Annotated in this window: 22 protein-coding genes and 4 pseudogenes; 17 read left to right on the top strand and 9 right to left on the bottom strand. The window is 58.1% G+C overall.

What is annotated here, in order from left to right; genetic code table 11:
• Positions 1-203, top strand: a pseudogene (locus AC1DDS_RS25150) (protease); the annotation flags it as partial.
• A gap of 154 nt (positions 204-357) precedes the next feature.
• Positions 358-570: a hypothetical protein gene (locus AC1DDS_RS25155; protein WP_477481345.1), complete on the top strand. Its 213-nt coding sequence runs from the start codon at positions 358-360 to the stop codon at positions 568-570.
• A gap of 115 nt (positions 571-685) precedes the next feature.
• On the opposite strand, the gene AC1DDS_RS25160 is transcribed toward AC1DDS_RS25155, so the two are convergent.
• Positions 686-955, bottom strand: coding sequence for a hypothetical protein (locus tag AC1DDS_RS25160; protein ID WP_477481346.1), 270 nt, complete (start codon positions 953-955; stop codon positions 686-688).
• Between the two features lie 15 nt (positions 956-970).
• Positions 971-1,270 (bottom strand): DUF982 domain-containing protein, encoded by a 300-nt coding sequence (locus AC1DDS_RS25165; RefSeq protein WP_477481347.1) that lies wholly within the window; start codon positions 1,268-1,270, stop codon positions 971-973.
• A 226-nt stretch (positions 1,271-1,496) separates the two neighbouring features.
• Here AC1DDS_RS25165 and AC1DDS_RS25170 point away from each other — a divergent pair, with 226 nt between their 5' ends.
• The gene (locus AC1DDS_RS25170) at positions 1,497-2,042 is read left to right on the top strand and encodes an Hsp20/alpha crystallin family protein (protein WP_477481348.1); all 546 of its coding nucleotides are present in this window, start codon (positions 1,497-1,499) and stop codon (positions 2,040-2,042) included.
• 134 nt (positions 2,043-2,176) lie between these two features.
• Here AC1DDS_RS25170 and AC1DDS_RS25175 read toward each other — a convergent pair whose 3' ends face one another.
• A complete protein-coding gene (locus AC1DDS_RS25175) occupies positions 2,177-2,365 on the bottom strand; it encodes a hypothetical protein (protein ID WP_477481349.1) in 189 nt (62 codons plus the stop codon).
• A 173-nt stretch (positions 2,366-2,538) separates the two neighbouring features.
• On the opposite strand from AC1DDS_RS25175, the gene AC1DDS_RS25180 reads away from it, so the two are divergent.
• Entirely contained in the window at positions 2,539-2,856 is a 318-nt protein-coding gene (locus tag AC1DDS_RS25180; protein ID WP_477481350.1) for a hypothetical protein, read from the top strand.
• Between the two features lie 782 nt (positions 2,857-3,638).
• Here the strand turns inward: AC1DDS_RS25180 and AC1DDS_RS25185 are convergent.
• A pseudogene (locus tag AC1DDS_RS25185) lies at positions 3,639-4,001 on the bottom strand (thermonuclease family protein); the annotation flags it as partial.
• A 520-nt stretch (positions 4,002-4,521) separates the two neighbouring features.
• Between AC1DDS_RS25185 and AC1DDS_RS25190 the strand changes: the two are divergent.
• Positions 4,522-4,752: a hypothetical protein gene (locus AC1DDS_RS25190; RefSeq protein ID WP_477481351.1), complete on the top strand. Its 231-nt coding sequence runs from the start codon at positions 4,522-4,524 to the stop codon at positions 4,750-4,752.
• 38 nt (positions 4,753-4,790) lie between these two features.
• On the opposite strand, the gene AC1DDS_RS25195 is transcribed toward AC1DDS_RS25190, so the two are convergent.
• The gene (locus AC1DDS_RS25195) at positions 4,791-6,092 is read right to left on the bottom strand and encodes an alpha/beta hydrolase family protein (protein ID WP_477481352.1); all 1,302 of its coding nucleotides are present in this window, start codon (positions 6,090-6,092) and stop codon (positions 4,791-4,793) included.
• 154 nt (positions 6,093-6,246) lie between these two features.
• Here AC1DDS_RS25195 and AC1DDS_RS25200 point away from each other — a divergent pair, with 154 nt between their 5' ends.
• Positions 6,247-6,417 (top strand): hypothetical protein, encoded by a 171-nt coding sequence (locus AC1DDS_RS25200; RefSeq protein ID WP_310422831.1) that lies wholly within the window; start codon positions 6,247-6,249, stop codon positions 6,415-6,417.
• A gap of 97 nt (positions 6,418-6,514) precedes the next feature.
• Here the strand turns inward: AC1DDS_RS25200 and AC1DDS_RS25205 are convergent, their stop codons facing one another.
• Positions 6,515-7,381 (bottom strand): DUF1515 family protein, encoded by an 867-nt coding sequence (locus AC1DDS_RS25205; protein ID WP_477481364.1) that lies wholly within the window; start codon positions 7,379-7,381, stop codon positions 6,515-6,517.
• A 717-nt stretch (positions 7,382-8,098) separates the two neighbouring features.
• Between AC1DDS_RS25205 and AC1DDS_RS25210 the strand changes: the two are divergent.
• The 8 genes and pseudogenes from AC1DDS_RS25210 to AC1DDS_RS25245 form a co-directional block, all read left to right on the top strand.
• Positions 8,099-8,239 (top strand): annotated as a pseudogene (locus tag AC1DDS_RS25210) (transposase domain-containing protein); the annotation flags it as partial.
• Between the two features lie 313 nt (positions 8,240-8,552).
• A complete protein-coding gene (locus AC1DDS_RS25215) occupies positions 8,553-8,762 on the top strand; it encodes a cold-shock protein (RefSeq protein ID WP_108004451.1) in 210 nt (69 codons plus the stop codon).
• 136 nt (positions 8,763-8,898) lie between these two features.
• Entirely contained in the window at positions 8,899-9,123 is a 225-nt protein-coding gene (locus AC1DDS_RS25220; protein WP_477481353.1) for a hypothetical protein, read from the top strand.
• 30 nt (positions 9,124-9,153) lie between these two features.
• On the top strand, positions 9,154-9,534 hold the full coding sequence (locus AC1DDS_RS25225) for a DUF6481 family protein (protein WP_477481354.1): 381 nt from the start codon (positions 9,154-9,156) through the stop codon (positions 9,532-9,534).
• 195 nt (positions 9,535-9,729) lie between these two features.
• Positions 9,730-10,005 carry a hypothetical protein gene (locus tag AC1DDS_RS25230; RefSeq protein WP_477481355.1) on the top strand — a complete coding sequence of 92 codons (276 nt, stop codon included), beginning with the start codon at positions 9,730-9,732 and terminating at the stop codon, positions 10,003-10,005.
• Between the two features lie 1,232 nt (positions 10,006-11,237).
• Positions 11,238-11,513: a DUF982 domain-containing protein gene (locus AC1DDS_RS25235; RefSeq protein WP_477481356.1), complete on the top strand. Its 276-nt coding sequence runs from the start codon at positions 11,238-11,240 to the stop codon at positions 11,511-11,513.
• A gap of 533 nt (positions 11,514-12,046) precedes the next feature.
• Positions 12,047-12,310 (top strand): DUF982 domain-containing protein, encoded by a 264-nt coding sequence (locus AC1DDS_RS25240; RefSeq protein WP_477481357.1) that lies wholly within the window; start codon positions 12,047-12,049, stop codon positions 12,308-12,310.
• A gap of 165 nt (positions 12,311-12,475) precedes the next feature.
• Complete coding sequence (locus AC1DDS_RS25245; protein ID WP_477481358.1) at positions 12,476-13,903, top strand: sensor histidine kinase; 1,428 nt, start codon at positions 12,476-12,478, stop codon at positions 13,901-13,903.
• Positions 13,904-14,096: 193 nt separating this feature from the next.
• On the opposite strand, the gene AC1DDS_RS25250 is transcribed toward AC1DDS_RS25245, so the two are convergent.
• Together AC1DDS_RS25250 and AC1DDS_RS25255 are read right to left on the bottom strand one after the other, a co-directional pair.
• Positions 14,097-14,348: a DUF982 domain-containing protein gene (locus AC1DDS_RS25250; protein WP_477481359.1), complete on the bottom strand. Its 252-nt coding sequence runs from the start codon at positions 14,346-14,348 to the stop codon at positions 14,097-14,099.
• A gap of 21 nt (positions 14,349-14,369) precedes the next feature.
• Positions 14,370-14,636, bottom strand: coding sequence for a DUF982 domain-containing protein (locus tag AC1DDS_RS25255; RefSeq protein WP_477481360.1), 267 nt, complete (start codon positions 14,634-14,636; stop codon positions 14,370-14,372).
• A 306-nt stretch (positions 14,637-14,942) separates the two neighbouring features.
• Between AC1DDS_RS25255 and AC1DDS_RS25260 the strand changes: the two are divergent.
• Positions 14,943-15,056, top strand: a pseudogene (locus AC1DDS_RS25260) (DUF4142 domain-containing protein); the annotation flags it as partial.
• Between the two features lie 596 nt (positions 15,057-15,652).
• On the opposite strand, the gene AC1DDS_RS25265 reads toward AC1DDS_RS25260, so the two are convergent.
• A complete protein-coding gene (locus tag AC1DDS_RS25265; protein WP_477481361.1) occupies positions 15,653-15,856 on the bottom strand; it encodes a DUF2934 domain-containing protein in 204 nt (67 codons plus the stop codon).
• Positions 15,857-16,376: 520 nt separating this feature from the next.
• Here AC1DDS_RS25265 and AC1DDS_RS25270 point away from each other — a divergent pair.
• Positions 16,377-16,772, top strand: a complete 396-nt coding sequence (locus tag AC1DDS_RS25270) for a PRC-barrel domain-containing protein (protein ID WP_477481362.1) — start codon at positions 16,377-16,379, stop codon at positions 16,770-16,772.
• Positions 16,773-17,033: 261 nt separating this feature from the next.
• A partial coding sequence (locus tag AC1DDS_RS25275; protein ID WP_477481363.1) for a PAS domain S-box protein occupies positions 17,034-17,890 on the top strand: 857 nt, incomplete at its 3' end.

Below are 17,890 nucleotides of genomic sequence, written 5' to 3' on the forward strand. Positions count from 1 at the left end.
ACGCCAGCACGAAGACCGGCGGCGACCAGGCCTTCACCTTCATCGGCACTGAGGCCTTCCACAAGAAGGCCGGCGAACTGCGCTACGAGATCAAACGCGGCGACACCTACATCCACGGCGACGTCAACGGCGATGGAAAGGCCGACTTTTCGATGGTGCTCGATCTCAGCCTAGCTATGAGCAAGACAGACTTCATCCTGTAAGGGGAAGGCGACGGTCGGCCAAGGGCAGGAGCCGGCGAGCTTGCCGGTGCTGCTTGCTCTGGCCTCCCGGTACTTCGAGCCACCCCGCGCCCGCGGCAAAGGGGGGTTGATCACCTCCACCCGATCAGTTCCGATGCCACGTAAGGAGAGCGTCATGTTCAGGATTGTGTTGGCAGCTTGTATGATCCTCAGTGCAGGCCAAACCTTCGCCGCGACCCAATACTATGTGCAGCACAAGGCCGGTGGAAAGTGCAGCATCTCGGAGCACAAGCCGGATGGCAAGACTGAGATGCAGGTAGGCCAAGCCTTCAAGACGAAGGCGGACGCCGAACATGGGATGAAATCGGCACACGAGTGTGGGTACTAATCTCAATTGAGCGGCGTTCCCCGAGCACCGCTCAACCTTTTGCGTCTTGCTACCACCATCCAACCAATTGCCCGCGCCGAGCGGGTTGATCACCACCACCCGACCAGTTGTCTCTTCATCGAATGTTTTCCCACGGCAAGAGTCGTCGCAAGCTGCCTTGGTCCCGCGCGCCAATCCGGAACATATCGAGCAGGAATTGTGCGAGCGCTTCAGCGTCAGCCGAAGGCCGCTTTATTTTTCGAGCTTTGCAAGCCTCTTCGAGTACGCTCTGCAGCATCGCCAACTCTTCACTGGTAGCAAATCCGTCGCTAGCTGGCCTGGTCAGAACGCGTTCGGTCGAATCCATGTCGATGACGAATTTCCCCTTTGAAACCATCGTCTTCATCTCCAGCTTGCCGGCCTACCGGGCAGATCGCTGCCCGCCGGGGGATTTGAATACGTGCTGAAGCGTTGCGGATATGGGCATTCCAGCCTCAAGACAGGCCGATACAAAGGCTTCGCGGGCAACTGCAGGGGGAGTGGTACGGTTGAGTGCTCCCCGGCAGAGACGCACCGCCCTCTCATACTTTTGGCCTCGGCGCATCGGCCATTCGTTCTCCAGGAAATCGAGCGCCTCATAAGGGCCGGTGAAGATACGCTGGATGCCATTCTGCATGCGAACGTCGAGAGGAACCAACCAGGGCATATCCGGAGTGCGCATATTTGATCTCCTTTCTCATACGGACCGGATGAAATCGGGAGGACTTAAATATTGGAAATGCGTCCGAGAACTTCAAGGGCCGGAAGTCCTTGAAAAGGCGGCGCATCCCCGCTCCGGCTGAACCCGTGGAGCACGTCCACATTTTGTCTAGCCGACTGGGAACCAGTCTCCTTCCAGATAGTTAGTGGCGAGCAGCTGGTCGCTGCGGGAAGAATGGAGGTTTGTGATGGCAAGACATTTGTCACCTTACCGAGGCTTTGGTTTTTCTCCGGTCCTCAGCCTCTATCGCGACATTAACCGGCTTTTCGACGACGCGTTTCAAGGCGATTTGTCGCGCGATACGGCCGGACAGAGTAGCCGCTTTATCGACGCGCGCATGAATGTCTCCGAAACCGAGAATGCCTTCAAGCTGACTGTGGAGTTGCCAGGGGTCGCTGAAGAGGACATCAACATTAGTCTCGATGACGATATTCTGACGGTTCGAGGTGAGAAGCGCATCGAAAAATCCGAGGAGAAAGAGAATTTTCACGCGATCGAGCGGACGTTCGGCGAATTCCAACGATCTTTGCGGCTTCCCTTTGCCACCGATCCTGAAAGGGTTGAGGCTCGCTTCGAGAACGGTCTCCTCACTGTGACGATTCCGAAAAGTGAAAAACAGGAGCGTTCGCGCCGGATTCCCCTCCAAGGGGGGCAGTCTGCGGCAAAACCATCCATAGATGCTGGCGCCCCGGAAGCTCAAGAGAACCAGGAGTCTGGCGCCGACGAAACATAATGTCTCCACGCGTGCTAAGCCAGCCGGCGCTTTGAACTGGACACATGGAAGCGCCGGCACGACTAAACAATGCCCTCCAGCACCAAAGGTTCGGGCGGCTCGCGGCGTCGGATTGCCGCTGATATGGCTACCTATCAACCATAGACGCACTGCCCCATCCCAAGAAAGCCGCCAATGACATGACAGCGTACGCAACCGTCCTGATTCTTATCGAGCATGACGCAACCCAGGGACTCTCCTTGGCGGTTATAGACATTGGTGCTCTCGACTTTACTGGCGGCAATCAGGTTGTTTGCCGCCACATCGTTCGTATAGTCAGTCATCGAAACATTATTCCTCCCTAGGGGGTTGCGTTCCCAGCGGCCGGCCCAGGAAATGTTTTGAAACAGGATCGCAGGCCAGCCTTCAACGGCACCGAGAGCATGAACTTGGAAACACTGCGGCACCGGTGAACGTTTAACACTCGATCGAAGTTTACGTTTTGGAGATCGAGTTTATGAGTACCAACGACGAAACGGTCATCGGATCCGCGAAGGTTCTTTTCGTAGGGAGCGAGCAGTTGGAGATTGTCGACAGGAGCGACGGAGTGCGGTTTGTCGATCTGGTGACCGAGGCCAGATACGCCAGCGGTGTCGTCTACCTTTCCCTCGGATCCAGCATCAACGAATACGACAATCCCGGTATCGCTGAGGTCTCTACCCGCTTGAGGATGTCTGTCCTTGGCGCCCAAAACCTGCGGGCCTTGCTTGATGACTGCATTGCAGAGGCTTTGCAGCCAGTTATCGAAAAGAGGACTGGAGATAAGCCCGGTTAAGCCGCAGGAACTCTGGATTCTCAGTACAAGCGATTGCCAAAACAAGCATCCGGGCGTGGATCGACAGACAGCCGCTCTCCAGCCACTCCTGAACGATCAGCCGATGGCATATTCGCGCGTCCATTTGAAATCGTCGCAAGCCGCTCGGGTGACGCTCAAGCGAGCCACAAACACGTTGCCGTTGAAAATGTTCCGACGCCACGAATTGGCGGACAGGCGCGAAGGGCCTCCGTGCTCACTGCCTCACGAAGGCCCCGTATGCGCAATCTACTTGCCTGTTGGGCGGGCGAGGTTGGTTGGGGGAACCGACGCCCTTGAGTGTGCAGGACAAGCAATCGCTAAAACATGGCTCGGGTCGAGAGGTTCCGGACGAGCAAAAATTTTCTTTGGCTGACAAGAGGGCCTGCGTTGGCGGCCCAACGAGGGGAAGCCGCCCTGTGCAATGCAAGCAATCGCTAAACATTGGTGCGGTCGAGATGTTCCTACGTTCAGAAATTTTTCGTGGCGGATCGGAAGGGCCTCCATGAGATTACCACTTCTCACGAAGGCCCCCTTCATCGCCAACCTGCTTGTCTAGCAAAAGAAGCCGCTGCGCTGACAAGCGAATGCTAAAACATGGTCATGCTCGAAATGTTCCGGACTATCAGAATATTTTCGAAGAAGGCCCCAACAGCCTCTCCGGTCGGGTTTGCCTAATACCCACGGGCACCGTGGCTGATGGCAGAAGTCGTTGACGTAAGAGGCCACAGGGCAAGTAGATGGGGAGCGGGAGCTTTGACTTGACTGTACCGCTTCCAATCGACTGGATGGCCCTCAATGACGAGCCAGCGGTTCACGCTCTCACCGTCGCGTCGGTAGCAATTGCCGACAAAACGGCGGTATCGATCGCGCTCGACGTACTCGCATCGCGTCGGACGTGACGCTGCAAGGAATTTCTCAAGGGCCGTGGCCGCATGTTGACCGCATCGATACGGATTGCCGGCGGCGTCCTCGCACACCTGCCAACTCTCAGGGGCATCGATCCCATTGAATCTGATCCGCTCGCCAGCGATCTCGATCGTGTCCGTCGATGACCGTGGCGCGACCATGATCGGCTCTACAGCAAGAGCGGAGCCGACGCATGCGAGCAGCGACGCGCCGACCAGGATCAACTTTCCCTTGTGCATAAACGTTCGCTCGGAGGCATGCCGCACTGTTTGGCGAGGTTCTTTTTGCTGGCGCACTGGCCTGTCTTTTTAATGCGCCAACCGGGCCCGCCCCGGCATCCACAATAGTTGCACTTGCCAACCGTCATCACATACCCATCGCTCGGCAAATCAACTGAAAAAGGCATCAAAAAGACGACCAAAGCAATTGCCAGATGCATCGTTCTCCCCCACTCGCAAACCGGGCATAGGGCCAAATGCACCCGCCATAGTCAAGTCTCCTGAAGCGTCTTCACTGGAGATTGCCCTTTCGAGGGGGGCCCCTATCGCCTTCGCTGCGAAGGACTCAAGTCTCCACGATCGGGAGGCAAAAACTGGCTTTGACAGCCTGACCCACGCAATTCCATCCTCCGGCCGGCCTGGCGTTTAGCTCAGGTGCGCCCTTACTTGCTCCCCAGCCCTGTCGCCTGGAACCCGTCACACCGCTCGCCCGTTGTTCGTTGAACAACGGGAGGCACAAATGGCTGACACGCTCGAAGATCTCAGCCTGGAAGAAATCCGATGGCTAGAGCGAATAGCGGATGGTCGCATTCATGTCGTCCCGACGGTGGTGGCTGAGCGCCTGGAGTCCCTTGGCCTTGTCGACCAAGTTCCACCTAAGGCGGAAGAGATCGCGGTCGAACTGAGGCTAGAGTCGCTAGGAACAAGGATCAACGATGGCGGATTGCGGCTTCTGGAGTCGCAGGAGTAGCCCGCCCTAGCCATCCGACCTTGTTATCGTCCAACAACTCACCCCAGACGGTCCCGCAGCCAGGCTCCGATCGTCGGCCCTAAGCCGTCATGAAAGGTTGCCGCACGTTCAGAGCGGTTCCGGTCAAAGCTCTCCCGCTGGCTTGCGACGCGCGTCATATAGTGGTCAAGGTCGGGGATCTCGATGAAGGATGCGGAATTTGACCTCGCCGCATTGACCACCTCGGCAATCGCAACATGCTCATCCGCGCTGGTGAGATAGTCTGCACTGCCGTAGACGAGTAGTGTGTCGACCTTCAAGCTCGCCCATAGAGCTGGCAAGTCCAGCGCGGCGATCTGCTGTAGATAGCCATCAGCAGTGGGGATTTGCATTTCCTCTTCGCATTGAGGACGCAACCGGAGGATTTCTTCCCTCGCTTGCCGCTCGATCAAGAGCCGATGCATGCACCATTGCTTGAGTTGCATCTGACGTCCCAGCACCTCGGGTGCAGTTCCGGCAAGTCGCAATTGGCGTCTGCGGTTGATCAACTCGTATTCGAACCATGTCGTCCCGACGGTCTCCATTGCGACAATTCCTCTGACTGGGACTTGTTTTGCTACGAGAGGACCAACGATGCCTCCAATGCTGTGGCCGACGATAAAGACCGCGTCAGGGTCGACATATGGCTTGCGCTTCAATTCGTTCAGGCCGGCGATGTATCCACCTGTTTCCGCATCAAGATCGACCGTCGCACACGGCGGCCCCTCACTGTCGCCCATCCCGCTTTTCTCGACCCGCATCGTAACAAAGCCCTGTCGCGTCAGCGAGGAAAGCAACTGGCGGTAGCCTTCCTGGTCATCGAGCGGCGACTCCATGCTGTAACAGCCGATGCCCCCAACGAACAAAATCGCAGGATGGTTTGCCGTCTTTGGCGGACGCGTCGTGATCGTACGCCGCATGGTGCCGTCTACTGCCACAGCCTCATATATCGTCTCGAAGTCGCTCGACGTCTCTTGTGGCAGACCAATCAAGGGGACGTTTTTTGAAATCGGATTCCCGTCACGCAACAGGTCGATGTTGAGAACATAGCCAGCGCGTTTGGGCTTTATCGCCGCAATCACGTCTTCCTGCGCGCTGATTTTCTTGCCGTCGATCGAGACTACCACATCGTCAGGCCTCAAGTCGGCGGCAGCCGCACTCGAATTTTCGATCACACGATCCACAAGAACTGACGGCCCACTCGAGCCGGTCTCGGTCTTCATCGCAATGCCCAAGAAAGGGCGGCGCGCCAGTTCCTTGGCTTCTGTCGGCAAAACGAACGTCAGGCACGACGCCAACATCAAGACAACTACTCGTAGCATGCACTTTCCTCGCTCTATGCAGTAAAAGTAGAACGAAGAAGGCGATCGATTTATTTTCCTTTGCATGTGTGAGTTTGGCCGTGATGCGATCTCGCAGCCTTGACTCCTTGCACTCGGAATGAGAACATATAGGGAACAAAACGGAGTTCTTATTATGAGCAACACCGATACAGTCATCGCCAAAGCCCTCGCGGAAGTCGCCGCCTCCCGTGCGTTGCGCGAACGCATCCATGCTCGCCGGCAGGAAATGCAGAAGCAGACCGAAGCTCCGCCGCCGGTTTACGTTCTGCGCAAGGGCACGCAACTACGGTTGCCCCTCCAATGAACGCCGCCCTCGCCACGGCATCTATCAGTGGAATGAGACGCGGGCGAATCGCGATCAACTCTGGCGGCTGGCCACGATGATCACGGCCAGCCTCGTCTCAGCCGGGCTTCGGACGGCCATCGTGATTGTCGCTCTCAGCTACTAGGAGGCGAAGGCTGATCACAACGCACCTCCACCCCATCTGGGGAACCTCGCGATGTTCCGACGCACGAGATACTTGTGCCGCTGTTTGCGTCGCTCCTCGACCGTCGGGAACGCCGGCTTCGTCAACAATGGTGGCTTCAACCCATTGTCCGGCGGAGGAAAACGCGACATCGTCACCGACTTCGTCCGCGGCGAGGACAGGCTCGACATCTCTAAGATTGACGCGGACCTCAAGCAGATCATCAATCTGACCAATGACGATTTCATTCTGTAGACCCTGGACACCGCCAAAAATTCGCGGCTGAAGCGGCCGCTCGCGTGACTGCGGATGAGCATGGTCATTAGAGCGGTGCAGTTGATCGACTGGCGGTGACGAGGAATCCCGCCACCACTCAGCAACTCGGGGCTTTTGCCCGAGTCCAACCCCAAGAAGTGTGTAGAGACATTTGGCTATCGCTCCCGTAAGCGAGGAAGACGTACAATTGGCTGGTGGCGGCCCCCTCCGCCACTTCCCCAAGTGTGCTTGCCCGGCGTACCGCACACGCCGGGCTTTTTCGTCCGAGCCGGATCGGCTCTTGCCAACGAGCACGACACCGATCCGGCGGATGGCATCGGCAAAAGTGACACCCAGCGCCATTCCGCCGATGCCGATGACGCCGAGGGCACCGATAACCATCAGCTTCCAGCGTTTGACGCCCTCGGTGACCGGCTTCATTTCGTCACGTCCTCCCTCAACTCCGACATACCTGTCGAGACCCCCGACGTGAGAAACCGGCTCATCCATCCGCTTATGGACGACGGCAGTACTAACCTCTCTCATGACGATGGGGGAGCGAAGAAAATGCGAGTGGGTGGAGTACCCAGAATAGAAGGTCGGGGAAACCCGGTCTTTTTTGTTGCCGGCATGTACGGCCACTCAGCGGATGCTTCCAGGTCGGTGCTCGCGAGTAGCTCGAGGCTGCGCATGATTGCGATATAGCCGAACGGATCAGAACGAGAAGTTGGCGGAATCCCTGCTGTGATCGCAGCATGGCGCCAGATGTCTAACCGATCGAGGTGATCCTCCTTCACCAGGCATAGTACCACAGGACCCCTGAAATTTGCGGGGGGTAGTGGAGGGCCGCATCAAACCGCCGGGCACGTTTCAGCCGTGCCACCGACGCATCCTGCGGAGTGGGTCTCTTGTCACAAAGCTGGCCATCCGCAGGACGAGCCTCAAACATTTGCCGTCCTACTATGTTCCAAAGTCCCCCCCGCCCTCTTTCGCATAGTAGAGAAGACAGGAACAACGCCGCTCCGCGGGAGTTGATTTCGGCAGAAGGCGTTTCTGCCATGAGCATTCCCGTGCCACCTGGGCATGATCCAGACCCACCGGTGCCGCCGTTCAGTGATCCACCGCCGGTATCGGAACCACCACCCAAACGCTTGCCGGATGAAGAGCCGTTGCCCAACCCAGACGAAAACCCGGATGAGCCCATTCGCACACCGCCCACGCTCGAAAGTGGGCGCCGGCTTCTCGGTTTCATCCTTCCGGCCCTGGCTTGCCCACGTCCTCGCCAACATCGCGGACACGCCGGTTAGCAAGCTGGAGCAATTGCTTCCGTGGAATTGGACACCACAGGCAAACTTGACCCCAATGCTCGATTACAGACGCGGCGCACGGCAACTGGCGGTCTGAGGCCTGTTCCGGCGAGTTAGGACTAGGTTCGCCAAGGGCCACACTAAATCCGCTTTAGGAAGTACAGGCGGCTCGATTGTAAGAAGTCCGTGAAATTGCAACCAAATATTGAGGTTCATTGACCGAGCGAAAACTAAAAGTTGACACTCCGATCGGGACAGCCTATATACCGAATGTCGATATTTGCTTGCTTAGCTTTGGTTATCGCGCATCTGGCAACGCGCCCTGAACGAACCTTTCTTTCAAAAATCGCTATCATATTCCGCAGCGCTGTAAGCGTTGTGGTCCTTCTATTGCTATGAAAGGGTTCATCATGACCACAGGTACAGTTAAATGGTTCAATTCCACCAAGGGCTTCGGCTTTATCCAGCCTGACAACGGCGGCGCTGACGCGTTCGTCCACATCTCTGCTGTCGAGCGCGCCGGAATGCGCGACCTCGTAGAAGGCCAGAAGATCGGCTACGACCTCGAGCGCGACAACAAGTCGGGCAAGATGTCGGCTTGCAACCTGCAGGCCGCCTAAATCATACCGGTATCCGCTCTCCGTTGACCACGGATGTACTGGCACTGTCGAGAGCATGATACCAGCGAGGTCAGGCAGCTTGCCTGGCCTTTTTTGTTGCCGCGGGACTCGGCGACGTCCCAATCCGGAAAGAACCATGTCACAAACACACAGCAAATCTCGGCAGCAGGCGGAGATTGCCTTCGCCGATGCTCAATCGCAGTTTTTTGGTCGCAACAACGCCGCTGAAGAACTTGATTCCCTCGTTCAGGCTCGCGAGGCCAAGACGCTTCGGCTTCGCGAAGCCCGCCTCGCAAAAGAGTCAAAGGACCGTGAGGCCGCGGCGGCCTCTCTACTCGCTAAGCGGGCCAAGAGAGCCTGAATTGTTGCGACACCATTTGAGGAAGAAGATTTGAAAAACGCCAGAAACACCGACCATTCCGATCGTCGGACTGCCGCCGCGGCGGCAAAAACTGCTCTCTTGAACGCTTACCACAACGCGAGAACTGCCGGCGAGCCGGCGAGATTGGCGAGGCAAGCGGAACGGATGACTGTAGCTGCTGCCAGGGAAGAGCGGCGCGTAGAACGCGAACGGGTGAAGCGCAGCGAAGCCGACCGCCGAGCAGCCGAGGCCGAGGAGCACCAGACAGCCGCCGATGCTGCGGCGCGAGCGGAAACCGAAGCGCGCGAGACAGCGGAAAGAAATCGCATAGCACTGGTGCTCGAAGACGAGGCCGCTCGAAAGGCGGAGCGCGATCGGCGCTATGCGAACCGTAAGGCCAGACGAGCTTAGCGCCCAGCTTTCGGGCACGGGTGGCGAACTCATGACCTTGTTCAAGTGGCCTTGGGGCAACGGGCCATCAGGGCGCTTTCTGCGAGGACGTGGCCTGATGCGGCAGACGCGGTCACTAGCGCTTTGTTTCAGCCCGAAGCCAAAAGCGCGGCATATTCCGCCTCCAAAGACCCGTCACACCGAAAGGAACCTGTCATGGCAGAGCATACCGGTGAACTCCAAGCGATCAACACAGCGTGGCAGATCGCGATGCAGGAAATACTGCGAATGGTCATCCGCGACATGTATCACGGGGAGGGAGAGGCCACCTTTTTGGCCAACATCAAACGCATTGAAGAGGCCGCAGTAGACAGCATTTACACCGATCTGCGTTTGCGCGGGACAGATGAATGGACGGAAGTGCTTGTCAAGGACAAGGCGAGTAATTTCGTTACAACACTGCTGACATCCTTCACCTATGATCGCACTTGAATACGATTTTTGCGAAGAAGTCTTACCTGTTGTTCCATCCCATTCCGCCTTGCCCAGCGCGAACGGCAACCGTCATTGAAGAGCGGGCTTGAACCGCATTTGCCTCATGGCAAGCGCGCCAAGGTCAAAGCCGTCATCCTGTCGTCAGCCGCGAGTCGAACGCTTATCCCCTGATCGCATCGTCTCTTTATGGGTTGCTTGCTGAAGCACAAAGTTGTGTTGGATGTCCTCCAATATCCAGCACGTCGATTTTAGGTCGAGCGACATCCGTATTATGCGAGAAATGCTCGTCAGGGCAGGATACGTCACAGCGAAGCTGATGCCTTTAAAAGGCCCACTCGAGCATGAAGTCCGGTGCTTCGCCGCTTCATGACCGGAACCTTGCGGGAGTCGATTAAATTATCGGCGCGGTGGACACCTTTCCGTATGCGCATCGCCCCGGCACCCGAACTGCAGCGGATTGCCCGTCACGCAATCGACACGATCATCTGTTACTCAGGCACAATCTTCACACGTTGACCACGGATGTACCGGCAGCGGGTGATACGGAAGGTCGGAGAAACCCGGCCTTTTTTGTTGCCGGCATGTACGGCCACTCAGCGGATGCTTCCAGGTTGGTGCTCGCGAGTAACTCGAGGCTGCGCATGATTGCGATATAGCCGAACGGATCAGAACGACAAGTTGGCGGAATCCCTGCTGTGATCGCAGCATGGCGCCAGATGTCTAACCGATCGAGGTGATCCTCCTTCATCATCCAGGTATAGTACCACGGGACCCCTGAAATTTGAGGGGTAGTGGAGGGCCGCATCAAACCGCCGGGGCACGTTTCAGCCGTGCCACCGACGCATCCTGCGGAGTGGGTCTCCTGTCACAAAGCTGGCCATCCGCAGGACGAGCCTCAAACATTTGCCGTCCTATTATGTTCCAAAGTCCCCCCTGCCCTCTTTCGCATTAGTAGAGAAGACACAGGAACAACGCCGCTCCGTCGGAGTTGATTTCGGCAGAAGGAGTTTCTGCCATGAGCATTCCCGTGCCACCTGGGCATGATCCAGACCCACCGGTGCCGCCGTTCAGTGATCCGCCGCCGGTATCGGAACCACCACCCAAACGCTTGCCGGATGAAGAGCCGTTGCCCAACCCAGACGAAAACCCGGATGAGCCCATTCGCACACCGCCCACGCTCAAGCAGTGGGCTCGGTTTCATCCTTCCCGCGTTTAGGAGGCGCCGCGTCATGAACGCAGGCCACTGGAAATCGCCGGTTTGCATCACAACGCCCAGCGGTACGATAATTGCCATACAGGGCCCGGATGACGCTCTTGCCGCGTTCGCAAAGATATGGCCGAAGGGGGACGATGAGCACCTTAGTCAAGCCAGGCGAGCATGCATTGATGCGCTTCGTAGACCCAAGACGCTAGAAGAAGCTCGATATGCCTTTATGGGCGCATGCCGAGATGCGAACATCCTAGCGCCGGACTCTTCTGTCAGCCCGACCGATCCCGCCTCCTGATAGATCGGGTTCACGCGTAGCCGCCGCGGGAATGCGCGACCACTGCGCGTTATCTGCCGTCCTGGCTGGAGGATGCCGCGATGTTTGACGATGGATTTGTAGAGCTGTCGATCTTTGCCGCCGCGCTGCTGTTTGTGCTGCTACTGATCGTGACACTTTGACGGCCGCAGGAGGTTGGGGGGCCGCCGGCCCGCTGCTGCGATAGGCGCGCCACCAAGTTCCTTGCTGAGTGTGTCATTGGCCGCTTCTCGTGCCTGTCGGGGCAAGCGCGATCCAGGATCCCAAACCCGATGACCGATCAGCGGGCCCGCCCCGGCAGGCGCAAGTAGAGTACTCCCGGAGCCGCTACACGTCAAAAGCTGGTGCCGGCCCGTTACTGAATCGAGGCGGTTGCATCTAGGTTCAGCATGCTGCTGAATTCTGGGAACATCGTGTTTCATGATGGGTTTTTGCCAGGCCCAAACTCCAAACTTGGACAGAGCACGTCGGCGACCTCCCGTCGCCGGCGGTGCTCTTTGGGGCGGAGGATTGCCATGGACCCTCGTTATTGGAGCAGTTGCGTTCACCTCAGAGTGCCCCCAAATCGATGGCGGAAGGTGCGCAGCACCTTGCAAGCCGCCGAATGCTTGAGCGAGTGGCCAGCCGCCCCAGGCGAAGCGCATCTCCATGCCGTTAGGATGTGCCACGCAGTCCTGCGCCATGGAGCGCCGAGGGAGGTGGCGCGGGAGGCTTTCGTGCGCGCCGCTAAGGAAGCCGATATCTACATGGAGCCGAGACGCCGCATAAGAGCGAGTTAAGCGGAGCGGTTGCAGTTGGGCGCGCTCAAGCTGGCACCCTCGAGCGCAATGGTGGTTCTTGCCCTGTAATCGCAATTGACTCGCCGCACCAGCGCCCGCAAAAATAGGAGTCTCACAGGAGGCTCTATGCTCGATTATGCTGCTGCGCCTGTTCGGTCGGGAGAAATGGCTGCGCTAATCCGCGGTTATGATTGGGCTGGAACCAGTCTTGGACCGATGTCGGCTTGGCCTGTCCATTTGCGGTGCGCCGTCGACATTGCCCTTCCCTCGCTCGCCCAGATCGTCATGTTTTGCGGCCCCGAGTTTGTCGCGATTTATAATGATGCCTACGCGCCAACCATCGGTACGAAGCATCCGGCTGCGCTTGGCAGGCCCGCGAGAGAGCATTGGGGTGAACTCTGGGACGACCTCGAGCCTCTTCTGCGGCAGGTGATGGAGACCGGCGAAACCGTCGTCGCCAAGGACCGGCCCTTCTATATAGAAAGGGGCGAAGGACCGGAGACGGTATACTTCGATATCTCATACTCGCCCATTGCCGACGAAGCCGCACGTATCGTCGCCGTGCTTTGCGTGGTCAACGAAACGACGGACCGGATCGGATACGAAGCGGATTTGCAACGCCTGGCGTCAATCATCTCCTCGTCAGAAGATGCGATTCTCGGTATCGACCTCGACATGGTGGTCACCGACTGGAATGACGGTGCCGAGCACCTTTATGGCTATACGGCCGAAGAGGTCATGGGACGGTCGCTCACGATTCTCATTCCAGGCGACCGCCTTGACGAAGAGACGCGCATCATCGAGCGTATCAGGGCCGGCGATCGCGTGGAACCTCATGAGACGGTCAGGCGGCATAAGAGCGGACGTCTCGTGGACGTGTCGCTTTCGGTCTCTCCGATCGTTGGGCGCGATGGCCGCATTGTTGGTGCATCCAAGATCGCGCGGGATATCACGGCACGCAAGGAGGCCGAGCGGATCCAGGGCGTCCTCGTTGCCGAACTGAACCACCGCGTCAAAAACGTACTGGCGACCGTCCTCGCGATCGCAGGTCAGACGTTTGGCCCCGCGACGGAGCTGGAACTGGCGAAGGCGACCTTCGATGCCCGCATCCAAAACCTCGGAAGGGCCCATGACGTTCTTACCCATGGAGACTGGCAAAGCGCCAGCCTCGCCAGGGTTGTCCGTGAAGCCTTGTCGCCCTATTCCGGCAGTCACTTCGACATCGATGGGCCTGATCTGAACCTGCCCCCGCAGGCGGTCGTGGCCGTCGCCCTCATTCTGCATGAGCTTGCGACCAATGCGGCAAAGCATGGTGCGTTGTCCGTCCAATCCGGCCGCGTAAGTGTCACGTGGATGACTGAGGCCTCGGACGCCACTCAGTTCCGCCTCTGCTGGAAAGAGTCGGGAGGGCCGGCCGTCGCGCCTCCGCTTCGCAAAGGCTTTGGATCGCGCCTGATTGAAGGTCTTTCGTCCGGCCAACTCCAGGGAAGCGTGGAAATACGCTATGATCCTGCCGGAGTTCGCTGCGAAATCCATGGCCCAATGGCGTCGGATCGGGTCGACGACGGTTATCTTGTGAGCGCACAGGCTTGATTCACCTGCAGTCAGACATAAAAATTCATGCTTTCAATGCCGTTGGCTTTGCCTCCTCAGGTGTTAGCTAACTGCACCGTTCTCAGCAAACGATTGGATTGTTGCCTTCGCCTGCGCCAGCGCCGCACCGGTGAACTGTCCTCCTGGCAGGAGCTGCGGCTGATCCCGTGCCCAATCAAAACTCATCTGCACCTCACTTCTTCCGTATGAGGATTCCCGCTTCCTCAGCGGCGCGAATGAAGGCATCGCGGGCCATTTGTGAAGGCGCTTCATCTTTCAGAACAGCCCGGCAGACTCGCTTGGCTTCTTTGTAGGCCTCACCTTGTTTGCCAGGCGGCCAATGCGAGAGGACGGTCGCCGCCTGGTGCGTGCTCCGCACAATTTCGACCTGGGCCGGGCCTCCCAACTCCAACTCTACACTTTTGGTCCAGTACCTCGGGTCCATTCGCCTCGCTCCTCAGCAGAATCAATGGATCGGAACGAGGATATCGGCCTCTTCCGCCGCTGCCCTGAAGGCTTCACGAGCGCCGCGATCGTCAGCGCCGCCCTCCAGGGCAGTTGCGCAAACAACGAGGGCCCGGTGGAACGCAACACCATCCAACGTGGGCCAAAGCTCCATAAGGCATTCTGCGGCCTCGCGGGTGTTGTCGATCTGGAGGACCGCAAACTCCTCTTCAAACTCGATCTCCACGAGAACGGCTTTCGACCACTTCTGGGATATCTGTGCGCGCATCGGCATCTCCTCCGCTGCGTAAACAGCTAGCAGCGCAGCGAGTTCCCTGTGTCACAGGTGCGGCATGAACGACATGTCCCTTGCGGGACGGGCACTGGCTTGGGTCCGCCTCTTGGCGCAGGTCGACTTCTTCAAATGCCGTGGCAACCACCTATCTTTCATTGGACTAGCCATGGCAGCATCGGAAGCGGCCCATGTCTCGCAGTGGATCTGCAGCGCTTTTTTGCGACACTCGCCTTCATCGGGACCTTTTGCAGTGTCGGCAATGCACGCGTCGGGGAACTTCTAGGTGACGTGATCGACGGCAAGGGCGACGGTTTTACCAAGCAGTACCAGGAGGACCAGGTTGACGCGCATGAAGACGCCGTCGATCTGTTCAAGCGCTATGCCGAAGGCGGTGACAATCCGGATCTCAAAGCATAAGCGTCAAATACGCTTCCGGCCCTGCAGCACCACCTGGAGATGGCTCAAGGGTTGGCGCGGTGAGCCGAACAGCCGCGCGGACGTTTCGGGCGGAGGTTACTGTCGCAGTATGCGTCCGAATAATGCGGCGGCCGGGGACTTGATGCTACCCCTGTTTTTCGCGCTAATGGGTTGACACATGGACGTTATCGGCGATCCTGACTGGAGGATGCCATCCGCCAGCGCAAAGGATCGGTGCTTTATACGAGACATGTCCTTTCGTTAGGATACGCTCATGAGGGCGGGTGCAATCTAGTATCCACAAGCATGCGATACTAAAGCGATTAGAAAACGCTCGCGCTGGAGAGTTGCACTCGACTCATGGTTTGTTCGCTGTGGCCGACGACGGGGAGGAACCATGGCATACGAATGGAACGCCCAGCGCGCAAAACGCACGCGCATTCTCAGGACGGCCGCGATCATAGCGGCCACAATCATGTCAGTCGGCGTCCCTCTGTGCATTGTTATTGCCGCTCTCACGTACTGACCTGGCTCCCCCAGGGAACTGTGGCCGTCACGCACGCGGTTCCGAGCGCCCATGAGGAGGGGTCGTTTTACGCTGCGCCAGCAGGATCCCCTATTGGCATGAGTGCGGGGTCGATGGGCTTCTGAGCCTCACCCGCGCCCTTTTCGGTGGCGGCGTCTACCTCTTTGGTCGCTTGCAACCAGTGGCGCTCGTGGTGACCATCGGGGCGCCCCTCGCTTTCCCAGATCGAATAAGCTCTGCGGCGTATTTCATCCTCACGTTCATCAATCATGATTCGCTCCGTTCTGTGCGCATTTGCCGGGCCAAGGCGCTCGCGTCGGTTGCCGTTGATCTCGTTCGCTGCTTTCTCTCCCTAAGCTCGTCTAGTCCTCGGCGTGCGCCATCTGACCCGCCCGTTGGTACAGCGCTCTGCTGAGACGACGGAGTTCCTTCTCCTCCAGCCGCTCGACGCCCACAAAGCGTTCTCCGCAGCCTTGGTGGCGAGGATCAGTACGTCCAGTTCGCCTGCATGGCCTTGATAGACCAGTATGGCGACCGCGAACTCTCTTTCGCATCCTCCTCTGCGAGCATGATGAGCGCGGCGAGCATTTGGCGATGTGGTAGATGTTCTTCGGTTGCACCCCCCCTCTTCCTCCTGACACCATGCCATGCAGTTTGGGACCCTTGGGACTTATCGGCCAATATATCAGCAACTCGAATTCATGTCTGTTGCAGGACAATGGAACCACCTTCGCAGGCGCTCGTTTATTAGCGATCCATAAACAATGGTGACGGAGCGAAAGGAGACTTCCATGACTGATTATGATGCCTCTGGCACGGGCGGCGTTGCAACGAACGAGACCGGAGCCTTGATCGCCGCCAGTAAAGTCGAGGGCACCAATGTCTACAACCGTCAAGGGGAGTCCCTTGGATCGGTTTACGACGTCATGCTCGACAAGCGGTCAGGCAAGGTCGCTTACGCCGTCATGTCGTTTGGCGGCTTTTTGGGGATGGGCGAAAGCTACCATCCGCTGCCCTGGAGCATCCTGGAGTACGATGAAAGCCAAGGCGGCTATATCGTCGACCTCAATAAGGACGATCTGGAGGGTGCGCCTTCCTATGACGATGGCACCAATCCTGACTGGTCAAATCCCGAATACAGCCGCGGTATCGACGACTATTACGGCGTGAGGAGGTCAATGCTCTGAAAACCGAGCGGGAGTCTCCAGGCTCGCTTGTGCGAGAGGGCCGTTCGGCTCTGCCGCGGAGCGCTTAATCGAGCGACCCCTTCAGCGCACCGGGGCGCGGCCCCAGTGGTTTTTGGCCAGCCGTCGCTTGGAAGCAGGAGTGACTGCGTCTGACGGCGCACACGCCGACAATATTGTGCGGGACCTCGACCCGGCTAATGAAATCCGACGCGGAGTTGAGAATCGGGTGGCGTTGGACGCTCTGTCGCAGCGGAGGTGGGCATGACGGAATATCTTCGTGACTCTCGGCTGAGGAGCAGGAAGGCGGACGAACTGGGGGCCCTTTTTCAGTTCACCGACGCCCTCTACAGGGCAAATTCATTGGCGGACGTGTACAACGCGACGTTCGACGCCATCCGCACGGCTTTGCGCTGCGAGCGCGCCTCGATTCTGCTCTTCGATCAGGCGGGTGTGATGCGCTTTGTCGCCTGGCGCGGCCTTTCAGAAGCGTATCGCGAGGCTGTCGACGGACATTCGCCCTGGAAGCCAGGCGACTGTGAAGCCGTTCCGATTTTCATTGGTGAGATTGAAGCCTCGGATGAACCGGAAGCTCTCAAGCAAACGATAAAGGCCGAAGGTATTCACGCACTGGCCTTCATTCCGTTGACCGCCAATGGACGCGTCATTGGAAAATTCATGACCTATCGCGAACAGCCGCATGTTTTCACCGAGGACGAGGCAATCCTATCACTTACAATCGCTCGCCAGCTCGGGTTCAGCATTGAAAGCAGACGTGCTCAGGAAGCCCACCAACGCGCCGAAGAACTCCTTCGCCGGAGCAAGGAGAGGCTGCAGGTTATCCTCGATAGCGCCAACGAATATGCGATCATCACGCTCGACGACGCCGGACGAATYACAAGTTGGAACAGCGGCGCCGAACGGCTGCTGGGGTATCGTGAGAGTGAAATTCTGGGCAGGTCGGGCGAAATTTTCTTTAGCGCGGAGGATCGCGCGGCGAATGTTCCAGAACGCGAAATGTGGTCCGCACTTCACGACGGTCGGGCGGCCAACGAGCGCTGGCACCATCGCAAGGATGGCTCGCGGTTTTGGGGATCGGGCGTCATGCTTCCCGTCGAGGC

It is taken from the genome of Mycoplana sp. 10N416, from assembly GCF_056394765.1.